The sequence below is a fragment of the Frigoribacterium sp. PhB116 genome, assembly GCF_004364285.1.
GTDB lineage: Bacteria > Actinomycetota > Actinomycetes > Actinomycetales > Microbacteriaceae > Frigoribacterium.
Genome location: NZ_SOBE01000002.1, coordinates 50658 through 69144, shown reverse-complemented (window position 1 = coordinate 69144; position 18487 = coordinate 50658). Strand labels below are relative to the sequence as shown.

Annotated in this window: 15 protein-coding genes; 6 read left to right on the top strand and 9 right to left on the bottom strand. The window is 73.3% G+C overall.

Translation table 11 applies throughout. The features are described 5' to 3' along the window. Positions 1 to 173 precede the first annotated feature (173 nt). Positions 174 to 950, top strand: coding sequence for a DNA-formamidopyrimidine glycosylase family protein (locus EDF20_RS06705; RefSeq protein ID WP_123547594.1), 777 nt, complete (start codon positions 174 to 176; stop codon positions 948 to 950). Positions 951 to 1199: 249 nt separating this feature from the next. Next, the gene (locus EDF20_RS06700; RefSeq protein WP_123548274.1) at positions 1200 to 1856 is read left to right on the top strand and encodes a peroxiredoxin-like family protein; all 657 of its coding nucleotides are present in this window, start codon (positions 1200 to 1202) and stop codon (positions 1854 to 1856) included. A gap of 294 nt (positions 1857 to 2150) precedes the next feature. On the opposite strand, the gene EDF20_RS06695 is transcribed toward EDF20_RS06700, so the two are convergent. Beyond that, positions 2151 to 3683, bottom strand: a complete 1533-nt coding sequence (locus EDF20_RS06695) for an amino acid permease (protein WP_133738176.1) — start codon at positions 3681 to 3683, stop codon at positions 2151 to 2153. A gap of 206 nt (positions 3684 to 3889) precedes the next feature. Between EDF20_RS06695 and EDF20_RS06690 the strand changes: the two genes are divergently transcribed. Continuing rightward, positions 3890 to 5812, top strand: a complete 1923-nt coding sequence (locus EDF20_RS06690) for a PQQ-binding-like beta-propeller repeat protein (protein WP_133738175.1) — start codon at positions 3890 to 3892, stop codon at positions 5810 to 5812. Positions 5813 to 6013: 201 nt separating this feature from the next. Here EDF20_RS06690 and EDF20_RS06685 read toward each other — a convergent pair whose 3' ends face one another. Beyond that, the gene (locus EDF20_RS06685) at positions 6014 to 6325 is read right to left on the bottom strand and encodes a hypothetical protein (protein ID WP_123547591.1); all 312 of its coding nucleotides are present in this window, start codon (positions 6323 to 6325) and stop codon (positions 6014 to 6016) included. 130 nt (positions 6326 to 6455) lie between these two features. Between EDF20_RS06685 and EDF20_RS06680 the strand changes: the two genes are divergently transcribed. Next, positions 6456 to 8150 (top strand): PQQ-binding-like beta-propeller repeat protein, encoded by a 1695-nt coding sequence (locus tag EDF20_RS06680; protein WP_133738174.1) that lies wholly within the window; start codon positions 6456 to 6458, stop codon positions 8148 to 8150. Positions 8151 to 8281: 131 nt separating this feature from the next. On the opposite strand, the gene EDF20_RS06675 is transcribed toward EDF20_RS06680, so the two are convergent. From EDF20_RS06675 to EDF20_RS06660, 4 genes are all read right to left on the bottom strand, one after another. Beyond that, positions 8282 to 10375, bottom strand: a complete 2094-nt coding sequence (locus EDF20_RS06675; RefSeq protein WP_133738173.1) for a glycosyl hydrolase — start codon at positions 10373 to 10375, stop codon at positions 8282 to 8284. A 224-nt stretch (positions 10376 to 10599) separates the two neighbouring features. Further along, positions 10600 to 11331 (bottom strand): HlyD family efflux transporter periplasmic adaptor subunit, encoded by a 732-nt coding sequence (locus tag EDF20_RS06670; RefSeq protein WP_148050099.1) that lies wholly within the window; start codon positions 11329 to 11331, stop codon positions 10600 to 10602. Next, positions 11328 to 13631 (bottom strand): cellulose synthase catalytic subunit, encoded by a 2304-nt coding sequence (locus EDF20_RS06665; protein ID WP_243833412.1) that lies wholly within the window; start codon positions 13629 to 13631, stop codon positions 11328 to 11330. Before EDF20_RS06665 ends, EDF20_RS06670 begins: the two co-directional genes overlap by 4 nt. Positions 13632 to 14192: 561 nt before the next feature. Next, positions 14193 to 15104 carry a hypothetical protein gene (locus EDF20_RS06660; RefSeq protein WP_123547587.1) on the bottom strand — a complete coding sequence of 304 codons (912 nt, stop codon included), beginning with the start codon at positions 15102 to 15104 and terminating at the stop codon, positions 14193 to 14195. A gap of 109 nt (positions 15105 to 15213) precedes the next feature. Here EDF20_RS06660 and EDF20_RS06655 point away from each other — a divergent pair, with 109 nt between their 5' ends. Together EDF20_RS06655 and EDF20_RS06650 are read left to right on the top strand one after the other, a co-directional pair. Next, positions 15214 to 15669: a hypothetical protein gene (locus tag EDF20_RS06655; RefSeq protein ID WP_133738172.1), complete on the top strand. Its 456-nt coding sequence runs from the start codon at positions 15214 to 15216 to the stop codon at positions 15667 to 15669. A gap of 25 nt (positions 15670 to 15694) precedes the next feature. Then, entirely contained in the window at positions 15695 to 16387 is a 693-nt protein-coding gene (locus tag EDF20_RS06650; RefSeq protein ID WP_133738171.1) for an SDR family oxidoreductase, read from the top strand. A 74-nt stretch (positions 16388 to 16461) separates the two neighbouring features. Here EDF20_RS06650 and EDF20_RS06645 read toward each other — a convergent pair whose 3' ends face one another. The 3 genes from EDF20_RS06645 to EDF20_RS06635 form a co-directional block, all read right to left on the bottom strand. Then, positions 16462 to 17394: a hypothetical protein gene (locus tag EDF20_RS06645; protein WP_133738170.1), complete on the bottom strand. Its 933-nt coding sequence runs from the start codon at positions 17392 to 17394 to the stop codon at positions 16462 to 16464. A 109-nt stretch (positions 17395 to 17503) separates the two neighbouring features. Further along, positions 17504 to 17941 carry a hypothetical protein gene (locus EDF20_RS06640; protein WP_123547583.1) on the bottom strand — a complete coding sequence of 146 codons (438 nt, stop codon included), beginning with the start codon at positions 17939 to 17941 and terminating at the stop codon, positions 17504 to 17506. An 86-nt stretch (positions 17942 to 18027) separates the two neighbouring features. Beyond that, positions 18028 to 18429, bottom strand: a complete 402-nt coding sequence (locus tag EDF20_RS06635; protein WP_133738169.1) for a hypothetical protein — start codon at positions 18427 to 18429, stop codon at positions 18028 to 18030. Positions 18430 to 18487: the final 58 nt, after the last annotated feature.

Sequence of the window (18487 nt, the reverse complement as noted above, 5' to 3'; positions counted from 1 at the left end):
GCCGTGCCGGGGCCGACCACCCCAGTCGTCCGACGGCGGCGGCGGCGGCACACCGCACCGCACCGCACCAGCACCAACACCAGCACCAGCACACGAACATCACGCCCGCACCTGCCCCGCCACCCACAGCACCGCACCGCACCGCACCGCACCGACCAGGAGGAGCCCCCACCGTGCCCGAGGGAGACACCGTCTACCGCTCCGCCAAGAACCTCGACGCCGTGCTGCACGGCCAGGTGCTGACGGCGACCGACTTCCGCGTCCCGGCGTTCGCCACGGTCGACCTCAGCGGCGAGGTGGTCGACGACGTGATCGCCCGCGGCAAGCACCTCCTGCACCACATCGGTGACCACACGCTGCACACGCACCTCAAGATGGAGGGTTCGTGGCACGTCTACAGGCACGGCACGAAGTGGCGGCGGCCCGCGTACCAGGCCCGGGTCGTGCTCGAGACGGAGGAGTGGGTCACCGTCGGCTTCGACCTCGGCATCGTCGAGCTCGTCGCCCGCGACCCTGAGGACAGCGTCACGGCGTACCTCGGCCCCGACCTGCTCGGCCCCGACTGGGACGCCGCGCTGGCCCTCCGCAACCTCGAGGCCGACCCCGGGCGCGAGGTCGGGCTCGCCCTGCTCGACCAGCGCGTGCTCGCGGGCCTCGGGAACGTCTACCGGGCCGAGGTCTGCTTCCTGCGAGGGGTGCTCCCGACCCGTCCGGTCGGCGAGGTCGAGAACCGCCCGAAGATGATCGACCTCGCGCACCGGCTCATCGTCGCGAACAAGGACAGGATCGAACGCACCACCACGGGCAATCTCCGGGGCACCACCGACTGGGTCTACGGGCGGGCAGGCAAGCCGTGCCTCCGCTGCGGCACGAAGATCGTCCGGGGCGAGCTCGGCGAGTCGGAGCTCGAGCTGCGCGACACCTACTGGTGCCCCCACTGCCAGAGCTGACGCGCCTCCCTCCTCATTCAGGAACTTCTGTCCTGCATCGCGGGACGGGGGGACTCGGAGTCCTGAGCCGTGCACCGTTCAGGAAGACCCGGGCCGCTGGTCCTGAGTCGTGGACCCACGCACGCGGCAGCGACGACGACGGCGTTCGTGACGAACCGTGACGCACCTGGGAACGACCCCGAGGAGGTGCCCCTACAGTCGCACGCACCCGGCCCGCACCCGACGCGCGGCCTCAGCGAGGAGCACGCCATGACGACCGACATCGCCACGCAGGTCAGCACGTTCAACGAGGGCTTCACGGCCCAGATCGGCCCCGAGCTCAGCGCCGTCTTCGACGCCGAGCAGCGCAGCCTCCGCGAGGTCGGCGTCCCCGAGGACGCGATCGCCGTCGGCGACCAGGTCGTCGACGCCACGCTGCTCACCCCGGCGGGCGACGAGGTCTCCCTCGCCGAGACGATCGGCGAGTCGGCCGCGGTGCTCGTCTTCTACCGCGGCGCCTGGTGCCCGTACTGCAACCTGACGCTGAAGACCTACCAGGAGGAGCTGCTCCCGACCCTGCGCGACCGCGGCGTCGCCCTGGTCGCCATCAGCCCGCAGACCCCCGAGGGCAGCGACCTCGCCACGACGAACGGATCGCTCGAGTTCCCCGTGCTGTCCGACCCGGGCAACGTCCTCAGCCGCGCGCTCGGCATCGTGACCGAGCCCACCGCCGACGCGCGCGCGGCCCACACCCAGCTCGGCTTCGACGTCGCCGACAGCAACGCGGACGCGACGGGCGACATCCCGTTCCCGACGGTGCTCGTGGTCGACGGCGACGGCCGGGTCGTGTTCGCCGACGTCCACGTCGACTACACGACCCGCACCGAGGTCGCCGAGGTCGTCGCCGCCCTCGACCAGCTGAGCTGACCCGGGCGCGCCCGGGCGCGGGTGCCCCCGGGCGCGAGCCGACTCGAAAGGGACAAGACGACGCGGGCCCCCGCGTCGTCTTGTCCCTTTCGCGTCGCTCCGCGCACGCGCCGACCGGCGTCGGCGCCGACCGGCGTCCCTCGGCCACCTCGGCACCGCGAGGAACTGCGTTCCGAACCATGAACCGCGTTTCATCGCGGTTCATGGTTCGGAACGCGGTTCGACGCCGAGACACCCGGCCGGCCGCAGGCGCAGGAGCAGGCGCAGCCGCGGCCGAGCCGCAGCCCGCGCGCCCTACGACCGGGGCGCCTCCTGCAGCTCGGCCGCCTGCTCGCGCCCGACGCGCGAGTGCCGCCGCCCGTAGGCGAAGTACACGACCACGCCGATCACGAGCCACACGGCGAACCGCGCCCAGGTCAGCGTCGTGAGGTTGAGCATCAGCCAGATGCAGAGCACCGCCGAGAGGATCGGCAGGAACGGCACGAGCGGCACGCGGAACGCGCGCGGCAGGTCCGAGCGGGTGCGGCGCAGCACGATCACGCCGATGCTCACCAGCACGAACGCCGACAGGGTGCCGATGTTGATCATCTCCTCGAGCACGCCGACGTCGGTGAGCCCGGCGATCAGCGCGACGACGACGCCCGCGAGCACCTGCACGCGCACGGGCGTGCCGCGCTTGGCGGAGGTCTTCGAGAGGCCGCGGGGCAGCAGCCCGTCGCGGCTCATCGAGAAGACGATGCGGGCGAGGCCGAGCAGCAGCACCATGATCACGGTGGTGAGGCCGACGAGCGCCCCGACGGCGATGACCTTCGCGGCCCAGTCGACGCCCACGAGCTCGAACGCCGTGGCGAGGTTCGGCGTCTCGCTCGAGGCGAGGTCGCGGTACGACACCATCCCGGTCAGCACCACGGCGACGAGCACGTAGAGCAGCGTGACGATGCCGAGGCCGAGGAAGATGCCGCGGGGCATGGTCTTCTGGGGGTCCTTGACCTCCTCGGCGCTGGTGGCGACGATGTCGAACCCGATGAAGGCGAAGAAGACCAGGGAGGCGCCGGCCAGCAGCCCGAAGACGCCGTACTGGGCCGGGGCGGCCCCGCTGAGGAACGAGAACAGCGACTGCGTCCAGGCGTCGGTGGCGCCCTCGCCGGTGCGCGGCTGCGACTCCGGGATGAACGGCGTGTAGTTCGACGCCTTCACGAAGAAGAAGCCGACGACGATCACGAACAGCACGATGCCGACCTTGATCACCGTGAAGACGCTGCCGACCCGTGAGCTCAGCTGGGTGCCGAGCACGAGCAGCACCGTGAAGACGGCGACGATGAGGAACGGCCCCCAGCTCAGCTGGACCGGCCCGAGCGCGATCGTGTCGGGCAGCGGCACGCCGAACTGCTCGAACACGGTGCTGAGGTAGATGCCCCAGTACTTCGCGAGGACGGCCGCGCCCGTGAGGGTCTCGAGGATGAGGTCCCACCCGATGATCCACGCGAGGAACTCGCCCATCGTCGCGTAGGTGAAGGTGTACGCGCTGCCGGCCACGGGGATCGTCGAGGCGAACTCGGCGTAGCACATGATGGCCAGGCCGCAGGTGACGGCCGCGAGGACGAACGAGATGATGACGCCGGGCCCGGCGAAGTTCGCGGCGGCGTTCGCGCCGACCGAGAAGATGCCGGCGCCGACGGCGACGGCGATGCCCATCAGGGTCAGGTCGGTGACGCCCAGCGAGCGCTTCAGCTTGCTCTCGCCCTCGAGCGAGTCCTGGATCGACGACTCGACGGACTTCGTGCGCATCAGGCCGCGGCGGGCGCTCGGGGGCGGGGTGGTCGCCATGGGTGGCTCCTCGGTGGGCGGACGCGGCCCCCGGCCGGGGGCGACGCGCCAGCATACTGCGGGCTGTGCACGCGCGCGAGGCGTCGTCGAGGAGGCGGTCGTCGGCTCGACGACGGCGGTCGCGCGACCGGACGGTCGGTCGCAGAGGGGCGGCGGCGGAGGTGCGGGCCGGCCCGGTCGCCCCGGTCCCGACCTAGCATGGAGCCGTGCGGGACGACGACGATCAGCCTTGGCGCCCGGCGGCTCCCGCCCGGGCGCCGGCCGTGTGGGAGGGGGCCCCGGCGCGGAGCGACGGCGGGCCCCGCGCCGTGGACGTCGACGACGCGGGCGACCTCGCCCCCGCGGCGCCGGACCCGGCCGTCTCGACGGCCGGCCCCCTCCGCCCTCCCGGTCGCGCCTCCTCGGCCCTGACCGGCGTCGCGCGTGCCGCGGCCGCCCGCTGGCGACGGCTGGCCCCGACGCGGCGGGTGGCGGGCCTGCTCGGCGCGACCGCCCTCGTCGCCGCCCTCGTGGCGGTCGGGGGCGTCGCCGCGGGGCCCGAGTACGCCCCCGTGGCCAGGGCCTCCTTCGAGGTCGACGACCTCCGCACGGCCCCGACGGCGACGGCGTGGAGCACCGACCTGCGATCGGCCCTCGCTCCAGGCGCGGAGGCGGACTGCGTCGGCTTCGACGGCAGCACCCGGCTCGGCGACGACGACGTGCTCGTCACGACGTCGGCGCAGGGGTACGTGCCCGACTCCGGCTGCGAGGACGCTCCCGGCCGCCTGGCCCGCCTCGACGCGCGCACGGGCGAGGTGCTCTGGGTCGCCGACGTCGCCGAGGCGGTCGGCGTAGACGCGATCGGGCTCCAGGCGAGCGTCGACCCGGCGACCGGGGACGCCCTGGTCGCGGTGCAGTCGATCGTCGGCTCGGGCCTCGCCCGGATCGACACGGAGACCGGGGAGGTGCGGGAGGTGCTGCGCGGGCCGCCGGACGACGGCGCGACGGACCAGGTGGACGAGTCCGACGGATCGGACGGAGCCGAAGGATCGGACGAGTCCGACGGCTCGGACGGGTCGGCCACCGGCGGCACCGCCGACGGGAGCGACCCCGGCTACGACCCCGAGGGCTCCGGCCCGTCCACCGGCACCGGCACCGGCACCGGCACCGGCAGCAGCACCGGTACCGTCCTCCAGGTGGAGGGCCTCAGCACGACGGCCGTCGTCGTCTCCGAGCAGCCCGTCGAGCGCTTCTCGGACGGAGGGGCCGCCGTCTCCCAGGGCGGCCGCTCGCTCTACCGCCTCTACCGGGCGGACGACCTGTCGGCGCCGACCTGGACGGGGAACGCCGGCGCCGGGCTCAGCGTGCGCCTGGTCGGCGACCTGCTGGTCATCGACGTGGGCGACGAGCCCCTCGTCGTCGACGCGCGTGACGGCGCGGTCGAGCCGCTGCCGGGCGGCCTGCGCAACGTCGAGTCGTGGGCCGCGTCGCTCGACGGGGTCGTGCTCAGCGGGCGCGCCGGGGGCGAGCCGACGATGGTGTCGCTCGACTCCGACGGCGCACTCCGCTGGTCGGCCCGCCTCCCGTCGACGAGCTACCCGTCCGTGACGGACTCGTGCATCTCGGTCACCGTCCCGGGCGGCGAGGTCACCTGCCTCGACCCCCGCACCGGCGACGAGCTCTGGAGCCGCACGCTCCAGGCCCCGGGCCGCGGCGGCGACGACGGCGACGGGGGTCCTGGCAGCGGCGAGGCCGAGCAGGTGCAGGCGTACTTCGGCACGGCGACCGACGACGTGCTGGCGGCCGTCGTCGACGCGGACGAGCAGGGCGACCCGAGCGGTCTGGACCGCGGCAAGGAGGTGCACGCCCTGGCCGCGCTCTCCGGCGACGAGCGGTGGGTGACGGAGCTGCCGGTCGCCTCCTACGTCATCGCCACCTCGCGGACGACCGGCTACGCGGCCACGTTCTTCCCCAGCGGCCGCGACACCCCCACGCTGATCGCGTTCGACCTGTCCGACGGCCGCACCCTGTGGACGATCGAGCTCTCGTCGGGCTCGTTCACGTCGGCGTTCTGGGGGCCGACGCTCGTGCGCGTCGACCCCGACGGGGTCGTGCACGGGCTGACGACGGGCGTCGAGCTCGCCGGCTGAGGGTGGTCGCGGGCTCAGCCGCACCTCGACGCGGCGTCACGTACCGGACTGGCCCGTTCCGGACACGGTGACGCGATCCAGCGCGTCACCATGTCCGGAACGCGTCGCCGCAGGCAGTCCGCGGCCGCCGCGACGAGCCGGGGCGGCTCGTGTGCAGGAGGCGCGGGTCAGTTCCCGCGGACGAGCAGCGGACCGTGCCCGTCAGTTCCCGCGGACGAGCAGCGGGAAGACGAAGACCGCGAAGAGGAAGAAGGCCGCGGTCACGGCGAAGATCACGTAGGTGCCGCGCCCGACCGGGTCCTGGCCCGCGGCCTGGCGGCGGCGCATGACCCGGCGGCGGTACAGGACCTGCATCACGATGAGGACGACCGCCGCGACGGCGAGGATCGAGATGACCAGGGCTTCGATGAGGGAGTCCTTCGGGCTGGGGCGGCGGTGATCGGGCGGGACCAGCTTAACGGCGGGCGGTTCCGGGCGAGCCGAGAGAGATCCGTCGCCGGACGACTGCGGCACCGGGCTCCACGGGGCCGGACGGTGCCGATCACTCTCGAATTTCGAGAGTGATCGGGTGCGAGGGGGCAGCAAGGGCAGGCGCGGCAGCAGCCGTACCATCGGCGGAGGCGCGCGAGAGGGGACGAGCACCGTGACGGACCACGAGGACACGCGCCCCTTCGGCGACGCCCGGGACGACGAACGCCGAGCGGACGGCGACGCCCGGGACGACGAACGCCGAGCGGACGGCGACGCCCGGGACGACGGAGCCCGGGCCCGTGCTGCCCGGCCGGGCGGACGAGGAGGCGGCCTGCGCGCCCGCTGGCAGCGCGCCTCCTCAGGGCGTCGAGCGGGCACGGCCGCCGCGGCGGGCGTCGTGGCGGTCGCCCTCGTCGTCTCTGCGGGGCTCGCCGCGCAGCCCGAGTACCCCGAGGGTGCTCCGGCGGACGGGCTCGTCGTCGACGAGCTGCGGAGCTCCCCCGTCGCGGAGGGCTGGCGGATCGAGCCCACGGACCTCGGGGTGACCGACGTGCAGCCCGGCTGCCTCGACCTTCGCGTGCTGGCCCGGGCGGGCGACGACGTGCTCGTCCTGACGACCACGCAGCTCGGCACGGCGACGACGGGCTGCTTCGACCGCGCCGCCCGAGGCGACCGCATCGCGCGGGTCGACCCGCGCTCGGGAGACGTGCGGTGGAGCACGGCGACCTCCGACGTCAGCGACGCCTCCGCCCCGGGCCAGCTCGGCGCCTGGGTCGACGCCGACGCGTCGACGGCCGTCGTCGGCACCACGGCGACGGAACTCGGCTCGGACAGCACCACGGTGGCGCTGCTCGACCTCGCGACGGGACTCGTCCTCGAGCGCCGCGTCTCGGCCGAGGGCCCGGTCACCGTGCTCGAGGCCGACGACGACTGGGTGCTCGTCACGACCCGCGCGGGCGGCGGCGGCGACCGCGGCACGGGCTTCGTCGACGGCCCCGCGCGCACCCGCGTCGCGACGCTGTCCCGCGACGAGATCGGCAGGTCGACGTGGCAGGCGGACCTCGGCACCGTGGGACGCGCCGGACTCGTCGAGGGTCGAGTCCTCGTCGTCACGGCGGGGGCGGCGTCGCTCGTCGACCCGGCGACCGGCGCCTCACGCGCGTGGGGCGAGGCGTGGGGGCGAGGCACGTCGAGCGTCGTCGACGACGACCTCGTCTTCGTCGACCTGCAGGCCGACGGCGACGACGGGTTCCCGGTCGAGCGCATCGCCTACGCGGCCGAGGGACGTGAGCTGTGGAGGCGGGGCTTCGCACCCGATCGCCCGCCCGCGGTGGTGGGAGGCTGCGTGGTGTTCGCGGACGAGGAGGCCGTGACGTGCGTCGAGCGCGACACCGGGTCGGAGCGCTGGTCGGCGCCGACCGGGAGCGCCGACGAGTCTGCGCCCGTCGTGCTCGCGGCCGCCCCCGGGCAGCGCGACGGCGACGTCCTGGTGCGGACGGCCGTCTCCGTCGGACGGCCGGACGAGTCGGACGGGACAGGACCGCGCCGGGAGCTGCTCGTGCTCGACGCCTCGACCGGCGCCCTCCGGAGCCGCCTGGCCGCACCGTTGGAGGCCGCCCCCGTCGCCGGGTCGCGCACCGCGCTCTACCTCACGACACCCGACCGCATCGGCCTCGTCGGCGAGTCGCTCGGCGGCGCCGTCGTCGCGTTCGACCTCGCCGACGGCCGCGCGCTCTGGCAGCTCACGCCCGGCGAGGGCGACGCCGCCGGCATGCGCGACCTGCAGTTCTGGGGCGGCACCCTCGTCGCGGTGGGCGACGACGGCGTCGTCACGCAGCTCGTCGATGACACGCGCGTCGTCGGCTGACGCCGCCCCGGACGCGAGGAACCGCGTTCCGCACCATGAACCGCGAACAAACGCGGTTCATGGTGCGGAACGCGGTTCGAGGCAGGCGCCGCCGCAGCCACACCCGCGGCCGCAGCCGCAGCCGCGCGCAGCTAGCCGCGCGCCTGCGCCGCCAGGATCCACGCCATCGCGTACGACCGCGAGTTCCCGTCGTCGATCCCCGTCGCGGGCAGCGCGGCGAGCGTCGTGAGCGCCGACGCGGCCGCGTCCTTCCCGGCCAGGGCCGAGTACATCAGGACGTAGTCGGCGAGCGGCCCGTCGAAGCCGTCGGGCGCTGCCTCCGCGACGAACGCGTCGACCTGCTCCGCGCCTCCTGCGGCCTCAGCGGTCAGGTAGTCGACCGACGTCGGGCTGAGCGGGATCAGCTGGATGCCCGCGATGGCCGACGGCTCGGCCGAGAACCAGGTCGCGTAGTCCCGCTTGCCGCCCCAGTTGAGCGACACGACCGTGTGGTCGAAGGTCGTCGTGCCGGCCGCGCCCTGGAACACGGGGTCGCTGAGGTCGGGCGCCACGAAGTAGGCGAGGGCCGCCTGCGACTCAGCGCTCAGCATCCAGCTCGCCTCGCCGCCGAGGGCCGCGTCGCCGGTGGCCGACGCCCAGAGCGACAGGCCCGCGTAGGCGCCCACCGCCTCCGACGACGACTCCTGGTTGTTGCCGTCGGCGAACGGCGAGTAGCCGCTGGCCCAGCTGTGCGACCAGAACGGGTCGAACGCGCGACGGTCGGGGAACGAGCCGTTCTGCGAGCCCGACGCGATGTCGGCGGCGAGCAGGTCCATCACGGGCTGCCAGCCCTCGGCCAGCGAGGGGTCGTCCGCGGCCATGACGCCGGCCGCGTAGAGGAAGTAGCCGTAGTGGAAGTAGTGGTCGTTGAACTCGTCCGAGCCGAACGACGCGGCCTTGCCGACGACGCCCTTCACCGCGGGGTCGTAGACGAAGCACTCCTGGTCGCGCGACTCGCAGCCGTCGGGCTCGGTCCAGAGGTCGAGCTGGTCGACGACCCGCTTCTTGAGGTCGGCCGCCACCTCCTGGTCGTCGAGCTGCACGGCGAGCTGGTAGAGCATCGACGCCCGGTAGAGCGCCTTGCCGCCGTAGTAGGTGTCAGCCGCGAAGGTCGGCGTCAGGCTGACGTCGATCTCGAGCTGGTCGCGCACGGAGGCGCGCTCGGCGTCGCTCAGCCCGCTCAGGTCGAGCGCCGCCGAGGCCGTCGTGGTGGGCGCCCCGAACGACAGGCCGGTGCTGATCGAGAGGGGCACCGTCCCGTAGACGGTCGGGTACGTGAGGCCGGTGTCGGTCCCGCCGGCCGCGGGGCCGGAGTCGCCCTGGTGGGGCGCCGCGACGACGAGGGCGTCGCCGCCCGCCGCCGTCACGTAGCCGAGCTCGGTGGTCTGCTGCTGCTGGTCGCCGCTGCCGCTCGTGCCGTACGAGGTGGTGACTCCGGTCAGCGGCGAGGCCGCCGCGTCGAGCACCTGCACGGCCTGGTCGGAGGAGGCGCCGGCCGGGACCGAGACGAGCACGACCGAGCCCCCCTCGTCCAGCGAGACGGAAGCGGCGTCGGCGTCGAGGGTGCCGCCGGTGACGACGACCCCCCAGGTGGCGTCGCCGACCTCGACCGTCGCGCGGCCGTCGCCGGCCGCCTCGAAGGTGCCGTCGCCGAGCACCGAGAGCGCGTCGGTCTGCGCCGTCGCCGCGGTGTACGACACCGTGGGCGAGCCCTCGGCGATCGTCGTGTGGCCGAGCACGGTGTCGCCGTCGCGGTGCTCGAGGGTGACCGACACGTCGTCGTAGCCGCTCACGACGAAGTCGGACGACCCGAGGTCGACCGAGACGTCGGTGAGCGCGGGGCCGACGATCGCGGTGGCGGACGGCACCGGGGCGGGCTGGCCGGCGGCGAAGCCGTCGTCGGTCAGCTGGAACGAGATCGGGAACGGGAAGACCGGCATCGGCTCGTCGCCGAAGACCAGTCCCGAGAACCAGCGGTTGGTCGGCGGCAGGACGCCGTCGGCGAGCCGCATCGTCGGGACGTCGGCGACCGACTCCTCGGGCAGGGCGGCCACGAGCGGGTCGACCTGCGAGGCGGGCAGCACGTCGCCGGCCGCCGTGGTGCGGCCCTCGGTGCTGCCGCCGTCGGGGCCGGCCGAGCCGTCGTCGCTCGTGCAGCCGGCGAGCACGAGGCCGCCGGCGGTCACGAGCGCCAGGGCCGCGACGAGGCGACCGGCCGGGCGGCGGGCTCCGAGGCGGCGGCCTGCGGGGCCGTGCCCTGCGGGGCGGGGGGTGCCGAGGAGGCGCGGCGCGCGTCGGGTGTCGACCCGCGCCTCCTCGGCGTGACGGGTGGTCGCGGCGTCGGTCGAGGGTCCCGAACGACCCAGCCCACGACGACGACCCGTCGTCTCTTCTCCTGCGTCAGCGATGATCAGACCCCGATCTGACGCAGGAAGTCGGTGAGGGAGTCGACGGGGCCGGCGAGCACCCCGTCGTCCCGGAGGTGCAGCTTCGCCTCGACGGGCGTGCCCGGAGTGACGAGGCCGTTGTAGGCGCCCTCGACGAGCTGGTCGCTCGAGACCTGCAGCGTCGTCTCGGCGTCGCCGTCCTTGGTCTCGACGTTCACGACGCCGACCTTGCCCGTGATGGTGGTCTGGTTCGGCAGCATGAGGTCGACCTCGGCGCCCGACTCGATCCGCTCGTAGTCACGCGGCGTCAGCACGAAGTCGGCGGCGACGAAGAGGGTGTCCTCCTTGTCGATGGTGCCGAGCGAGCCGCCGGCCTGGACGAAGCTGCCCTCCTTGAGCAGCACGTCGGCGACGGTGCCGTCGACGGCGGCCTTCAGGGTGAGGGTGCCGTCGGGGGCCACGGAGTAGGTCGCGGTGTCGTAGGTCACCAGGCCTCGCGAGATGTCCTGCAGCAGCGAGAGGCTCTGCACCTCGAAGAGCGTGTCGCCCTCCTTCACCTCGTCGCCGTTCTCGACGTACGAGCGGGTGATGGTGCCGCTGTAGTCGGTGCCGACGGAGTACTCCTGGGCGGCGATCTCGGCGCTCGTGCTGTTCACCTGCTGCTGGCGCTGCGTGAAGATCATCGTGAAGGCAGCGACCAGCACGAGCACGACGAGCATGCCGGCGGTCATCTTGAGGCGGTTCATCCAGGTCATGACGTGACCCTCTCCTGCTGGTCGGCGCGGGCGCCGGAGTCGTCGGCGCGGGCGCCGTGGTCGGGGGCGTCGCCGTGGTCGGGGGCGGCGTCGGAGGCGCGGCGGCCGCTGGGCCGGTCGGCCCGGCGTGCTGCGCCGACGAGCGAGTCGGGGTCGTGCTCGGCGGCGTGCGCCAGCGCGTCCCTCTCGTGGGCGTGGGCGAAGGCGCGGGACGCCGCGAGCTCGGCCTGGCGGGCCTGGTCGCGAGCCGTCTGCTCCGGGTCGTCGGAGGGCGTGCGGTCGGCGAGGCGGTGCGCGGTCGCGAGGTCCGCCTCCGTCGCCGCCGCCTGCTCGGCCTCGTCGGCCTGCTGCAGGGCGAGGATCTCCTCGCCGGTGCGCGGTGCGGGCCGCGAGACCTGCGTGCGACGCGACACGGGCGCTGAGCCGGGAGGCGCGGTGAGCACCACGGGGGCGTCGGTCACCTCGCCGCGCTGCTCGGCCTTCGCGAAGCGCTTGAGCGTGCGGCCCTCGCGCCAGGCGGCGACGAGGAACGCCGACAGGATGAAGGTGTTGAGCAGGTTCCACACGGTCGCCAGCGTGAGCACGCCGTTGTCGGCGTCACGGACGAGCGCCACGCACGAGGTCAGCGTGAGGAACAGCCAGAACAGCACCTGCGGGATGATGAAGTTGAACGGCGACGACACCTTGCCCTTGCGGCCGGTGACGCTCCACGCCTCGTCCTTGCCGCTGATGACGTTCCACAGGGCCTTGACGTAGATCGGGAACGACACGGTGGCGAGCATCAGCACCTCCCAGCGGAACGAGCCGAGCGTGTAGAACGCCAGCACGATCTGCATCAGGTAGAAGCCGGCGTAGAAGAGGAACCACTGCAGCACCGAGATGTGCAGGTTCATCGGGCGGAGGTCGAAGAAGATCTCCATCGGCGGCACCATGAGCAGCAACAGCGGGGCGATGCCGGTCAGGTAGTTCGTCGCGGTGACGAAGTACTGGAGGCGCTGGTCCATCGTGAGCGTGCGGCGCGGGCTGAGCGGGTTGTGGCGGAACAGGATCTCGAATCCGCCGGTCGCCCAGCGCAGCTGCTGCTTGCTGTACGCCTCGATGGTCTCGGGGGCGTCGCCGACGGCGAGCGTCATGGGGATGTAGATCGACTTCCAGCCGGCCTCGTGCAGGTGCAGGCTCGTCCAGACGTCCTCCGACTTCGAGTCGGTGTCGATGCCGCCGATCTCGTCGATCGCGCTGCGGCGGAAGATCACGTTCGTGCCGACGCAGAAGGCCGCGTTGAAGCGGTTGCGGCCCGGCTGGATGAAGCGGTAGAAGACGGTCTGCATGTAGCCCGCACCGCGGCTGACGAGGCTCGTCAGGTTGCCGTAGGTCTGGGGGGTCTGCACGAAGGCGACCTTCTCGTCGACGAAGAACGGCACCGTCTCGAACAGGAAGTCCGTCTCGGGCACGAAGTCGGCGTCGAAGATGGCGAAGTAGTCGCCCTTCGCGATGGCCAGCGCGTGGTTCACGTTGCCGGCCTTCGCGCCGTTGCTGCTGAGGCGGCGGATGTAGCGCGCGCCGAGCTGCGCGGCGAGGTCGCGGACCTCGTCGCTGCGGCCGTCGTCGAGCACCCAGGTGCGGTGCTCGCCCTTGAGGGCCAGCGCGGCCTGGACGGTCGTCGCGATCTTGGCGAGCTCCTCGCCGTAGACCGTGATGAACACGTCGGCGACGATCTTCTCGCCGGCGACGCGCATCGGCCAGAGGTGCGGCGTGCCGCGGAGGCCCAGGCGGTCGATCTCGTCCTCGTCGTACAGGGTGTCCTGTGTCGCGTGGAAGTCGAAGTCGCGGGGGTCCTGGCCGCCCGAGAGGATCGTCCACATCGCGAAGAGCGTCTGCACGACGAGGATCGCCTCGGCGACGATGATCATCGCGTAGGGCAGGATGTCGCCGCGGTTGCTCGGGTTCAGCAGGAACTGCGCGTAGAGCAGGATGCCGAGCGTCGCGATGAGCACGAGCAGCACCATGACCGGGCTGTGCGCCCTGCCGCCCTCGGGGCGGGCCGCCACGCTGACGTGGTCGGCCCGCGGCCGAGGAGCGGGCACCGGCTCGCGACGCTGGCCGACGGGTCCGGAGGGTGCTAGGTGCCTCTGGTCGACGGTCGTCGCGGTGTCGGGACGCTCGTCGAGGACGAGGGTGCCGGTGCTGGTGGTGCCGGGTGTGGTTGCGGTGGTGCCGGCCGCGAGGCGGTCGGCGGTGGACGACGTGGTGGCCGACCCCGTTTCCGGGGACAGCGGAGCGTCGCGCATGGTTCGGGACATGCGAGTACTTCTCTCCTGGTTCGGGACTGCGGAGATCCCGGACGGCAGAGAGGAGCCGTTGTCGCCTGCAGACGTCCGGGGAGGGCGTCGGCAGCTGTGGCGACGGGTGCGTGCAGTCGACGGCCTGGGTGTGAGCCGGCGACGGCGGTGAGCGGAGGAGGGTGCCTCCGCGGCTCGTCCTCTCGGACGGGCCTGTCGGGTGCGCCCGGTGGGTCGCCGGGCAGCGGTGGTGCTGGTGGTGCGGTCGTCGTGTGGGCCTTTCGGGGGACCTCGCGGCGACTGATCAGAACAGTACAGGCTGGTCTGGAACGGGGTTGTCACCCGTTCGGGGGGTCGTACCCCTCCTGTGGGGCACACGCCCTCCGGGACCCGCGCCATTGCTGGCCTCATACCCGGCGGTATCGCCCGTCGTGTCACCCGGGCGAGGGACAGACTCACCCGGGGTGCCCGGACTCACCCGTCGAGCGGCCCGCCCGGAGACGCGGAACCGTGCAGAGGATGCACGTCCCGCAGGCGGGTTCCGTGCAGAGGGTGCACGTCCCGAGGGAGGCGCGGGCCGGCTCAGGCGCCGACGTCGCGGACCCAGCGCGCCAGGAACTCCGCCCCGGCCTCGTCGTGGATCAGCCCCGTCGCGCTCGTGAGCACCGGGTACTCGGTGGCCGGCACGCCGTCGGCGGGCCGGACGTCGACGTGCGCGACGTCGTGGCCGTTCGCGTGCAGCCAGTCCGCCATGGCGTAGTCGCTGCGCGAGTCGCCGACGGTGCGCCAGGCGAGGGGCAGCTCGCCGTCCTCGGCGAGCAGCTCGAGGGCGCGCTCGGCGCCGAGGTCCTTGCCGAGGCGGACCGACTCGATGTCCGTGGAGATGATGGTCGGGTCGACGCGCCACTGCACCTCGCCGCGGGCGTCGCGACGCTCGTCGTCGAGTCGCCGGACCCCGGCACCTCGCCGGACCAGCGCCTCCATCGCCTTCTCGTCGAACTCGCGCTGGCGGGCCAGGTAGGTGGCCGACTCGACCGTCGTGAGCTGCTCGATCGAGACCATGGCGCGCTTGGTGTGGTCGAAGAAGACCAGGTCGGCGAACTCGGCCGTGACGAGCTCGTCCATCTCGGCGGCGAAGTCGGCGGGCATCGCCAGGGCGGAGTCGACCTGCACCTCGCTCATGCCGCCGGGGCCGTGCTCGGGCCCGATCGAGAACCACGAGGCGCCCTTCTCGCAGATGCCGTGCACGCGGGCCCCGGCGGGCAGGCCCGCCGCGATCATCGGGCCGACGACCTCGTCGCGGATGAACGCGTCCGACCGGCCCGTGTTGAAGACGACCGGGATGCCCGCCGCGGCGAGTGCGACCAGGTCTCGCGTGATCTGCGGCAGGGCGATGCTGCGGCTGACCGGGCTGGCGATCGGCCCGTCGACGTCGAGGAGGAGGCCGAGGGGCGGGGGCGTCGAGGAGGCGGTGGACGAGGAGGCGGTGGTCACCGCCCCATCCTCGCAGTCGCGGCCCCCGTCGGCGCCTCGACCGCGCGGAGGACCCGCCCGTCCGCACCAGGTGGGAGGATGGGAGATCCAGACCCCGAAGGAGATCCCCGTGCCGCAGCTGCCCGCACCCGTGATCGCGGCACTCGAGGCCTTCGCCGCCCCCGACGCCCGCGACACCGTCCAGAGCCTGGCCCACGAGGCGGCCGAGGGCGTCGACACCCCCCGCGAGCGCCTCGACGCCCTGCTCGAGTCGGTCGAGTGGGTCGACATGGGCGTCGTGCACCCCATGGCACCCGAGCTGCGCGACCCCGAGGGCGTGCGCCGGCTGCTCTCGGCGATGGGTGCCGACGGGCGCTGCGCCGTGCTCTCGGCCGGCGGCTCGGAGGACGACCGTGACCTCGGCGGCGCGCTCGACCAGGTGCTGCAGCAGCAGTCCGGCGGGGCGCTCGTGGTCTGCCGGCCGGGGCCCCTCGCGTTCCTCGTGACCGCCTCCGGCGAGCGCTGGCTGCTCAGCGACCGCGAGCTGCCGCAGCTCACGGGGCCGCTGCCGATCATCCGCGAGTGACGCCGCGGCGCGTCAGAATGGGGCGATGAGCACCGACGCGTCCCGCCCCACCGCCCTCGTCACCGGAGCCACCCGCGGCATCGGCCTCGCCGTCGCCCGCGACCTGTCGCGCACGCACCACGTCGTCGTGCACGGCCGGGACGAGGAGGCGCTGGTCGCCCTCGCCGACTCGCTCCCCTCGGCCACGCCCTGGGTCGCGGACCTCGCGGGGTCGCCCTTCGAGGCGCCCGCGCTCGACCGCCTCGACGTCGTCGTGCACGCCGCGGGGGTGATCGGCGGCGGGACCGTCGAGGGCACGAGCCGCGACGACTGGCGCCGCGTCTTCGAGGTCAACGTCTTCGCCGTCTCCGAGCTGACCCGGCAGCTGCTGCCGGCGCTGCGCGCGGCCCAGGGCACGGTCGTCGCGATCAACAGCGGCTCGGGCTTCGCCGCCGGCCCCGGTGGCAGCACCTACGCGGCGAGCAAGTTCGCGCTGCGGGCCCTCACCGACTCGCTGCGCGAGGAGGAGCGCCGGCACGGCGTCCGCGTCAGCTCGGTCCATCCCGGCCGCGTCGACACCGACATGCAGCACGAGCTGGTCGAGAGCGAGGGAGGCGTCTACGACGTGTCGCTGTACCTCGAGCCGCAGTCGGTGGCCGACGCCGTGCGCCTCGTCGTCGACCTGCCCCACGGCGCGACGGCCGAGGTGGTGTCGGTGCGCCCGACCCGTCGCGCCTGACGCCGGGTTCAGCGCTCGGGCCCGAGCTGGGCGCCCGCGCCGGCCCGCGTCGACGCGGGTCAGGTGGGCGCGGGTCAGGTGAGCGCGAGGGCAGGCCACTCCGGCAGCTGCGTCTGACGGATGGTCGCCTCCTCGAGCAGGTGGCCCGGCAGCTCGCCCTCGTAGACCGCGGCGTCGATCTTGACCAGCTGCAGCCCCTCGGCGAGGTCGGCGTCGTGGTCGGTGTACGTGCCGCTGAGCTGCAGGCCCGTGGCGGTCGGGTACTGGTCGGTGACACGGTAGCCGAGGCCGTTCCAGCGGGTGCGGATGTCGAGCTCGAAGTACTCCTGCGCGTCGGCGGCGTCGATGGTGCGCGACCAGACCATCGGGGTGGTCTGCGTCCAGCCGTCGGCCTCGGCCTGCTCGTCCTGGCGCACGGCGATCACCCGCGTGCCGCCGTCGATCAGGTCGGCGATGCGGACCTCGCCGTCGTCCATCCGGGCCAGGCCGCCGACGAAGCGGCTGACGAGGCGCGGCTGGCGTTCACGCCTCGCCTCGATGTCGTCCGCGTAGATCCAGCCCCAGGCGGCGGAGTGGAAGTACGCGAGGTAGGTGCTCGTGCCGTCGGCGGCGATGCGGTGCAGCTCGGCGCCGGCCGGCACGCGGCGGTGCGGGAGCCACGAGAGCGGGATGACGTGGTCGGGGTCGGCGACGAAGCCGTCGCCGCGGAACGGCGGCCGGTCGAGGAACGGCCCGCCGGTGACGTTCTGCGTGGCCCGGTCGGGACCGCCCGTGGCCTTCTCGAGGAGCAGGTTCGCCGTGCCCTCGAACCGGAGCACGTCGATGTGGGGCATGTCGGCCGAGAACGGCGTCGCCGGGAAGTCCAGGCCGTGCGCCGTGATCAGCTCACGCGGCGTGCGCGCGTGGCCGACGGCGCCCCAGGGCACGACGAAGCCGGCCACCCGATCGTGGTCGTGGTCGTGGTAGGCCGCGCTCAGCTGCGGCGTGACGGCTTTCTGCAGGATCATCTGCGCCCCTCCGAGGTCGTGCGGCGACGACGCTGGTTCGTCGGTCGCCCGGACCAGGATGGCACAGGGCGGGGACAGACAAGTCGATCCACCACGCCCGGCACCGCCGTCAGGAACGGAGCCGCGGCGGCGTCTCCTCCGGCGTTCCCGACTCGAAGACCCGGGCCTCCTCCAGGGAGGTGAACTCACGCCGCGACGCAGCAGAGATCGCGCCGGCGTGCTCGGGGACGGCACCGGGCTCGAGCAGCCCGGTCACGGCTTCCTGCGCGGTGAGGCCACGAGACTTCGCGTCCGACAGTCTCCGCTTCCAGATGATGCCGACGTTCCTCGCGACGTCACCCTGCGAGGGCGAGGGGACGTAACTCGCGGCACCCTCCGCCGAGTCCCACCAGAGCCGTCCCAGGACGACTCCGTCACGCTCCACGTCGTAGGCCGTGACCGGTCCGCTCGCCTTGTCCGCATATCGCGGCCGGACGTTCGTGAAGGTCCCGAAGAGGTCGGCCGACATCGGCCCCTTGTTCGGGTCACCCTTGTAGCCACTCGTCATCTCAGAATCCTCGAGATCCGTCGTTCGCCCCCGTGGTCGTGTCCGGCCGTCGCGACTCGTCTGCGCGCCGCACTCCTCCCACCGAGTCAGGGCTCGAAGACTCGGGCCTCGTCCAGGGAGGTGAACTCAAGGTGCGTGGCGGGGGAGAGCACTCCGGCATCAGGCGGGAGGACACCCGGGACCGACAGCTCGGCGACAGCCTCCGAGGAGGGCAGGCCGCGTCCCCGCGACTCGGACAGCTTCTTCGTCCAGCGTCCCGAGATGTTGTGGGCAAGGTCGCCCTGGTGGGGCGACGCGACGTACCCGGTCGCCTCGCCGGTGGAGTCCCACCAGACGCGTCCCATGACGCGGCCGTCGAGGACGAGGTCGTAGGACTGCACGGGGCCGTCCGGGTGGTTGACGTAACGCGGTCGCCCGCCCGTGAAGGTGCCCGACAGATCGGCAGAGAGCGGTCCCTTCGCAGGGTCGCCGTGGTCACCCGTCCTCATCGCGACACTCCGAGAAGTCGCCATCTGCCGTCGAAGGACACGGTCCGTGCCGTGATCC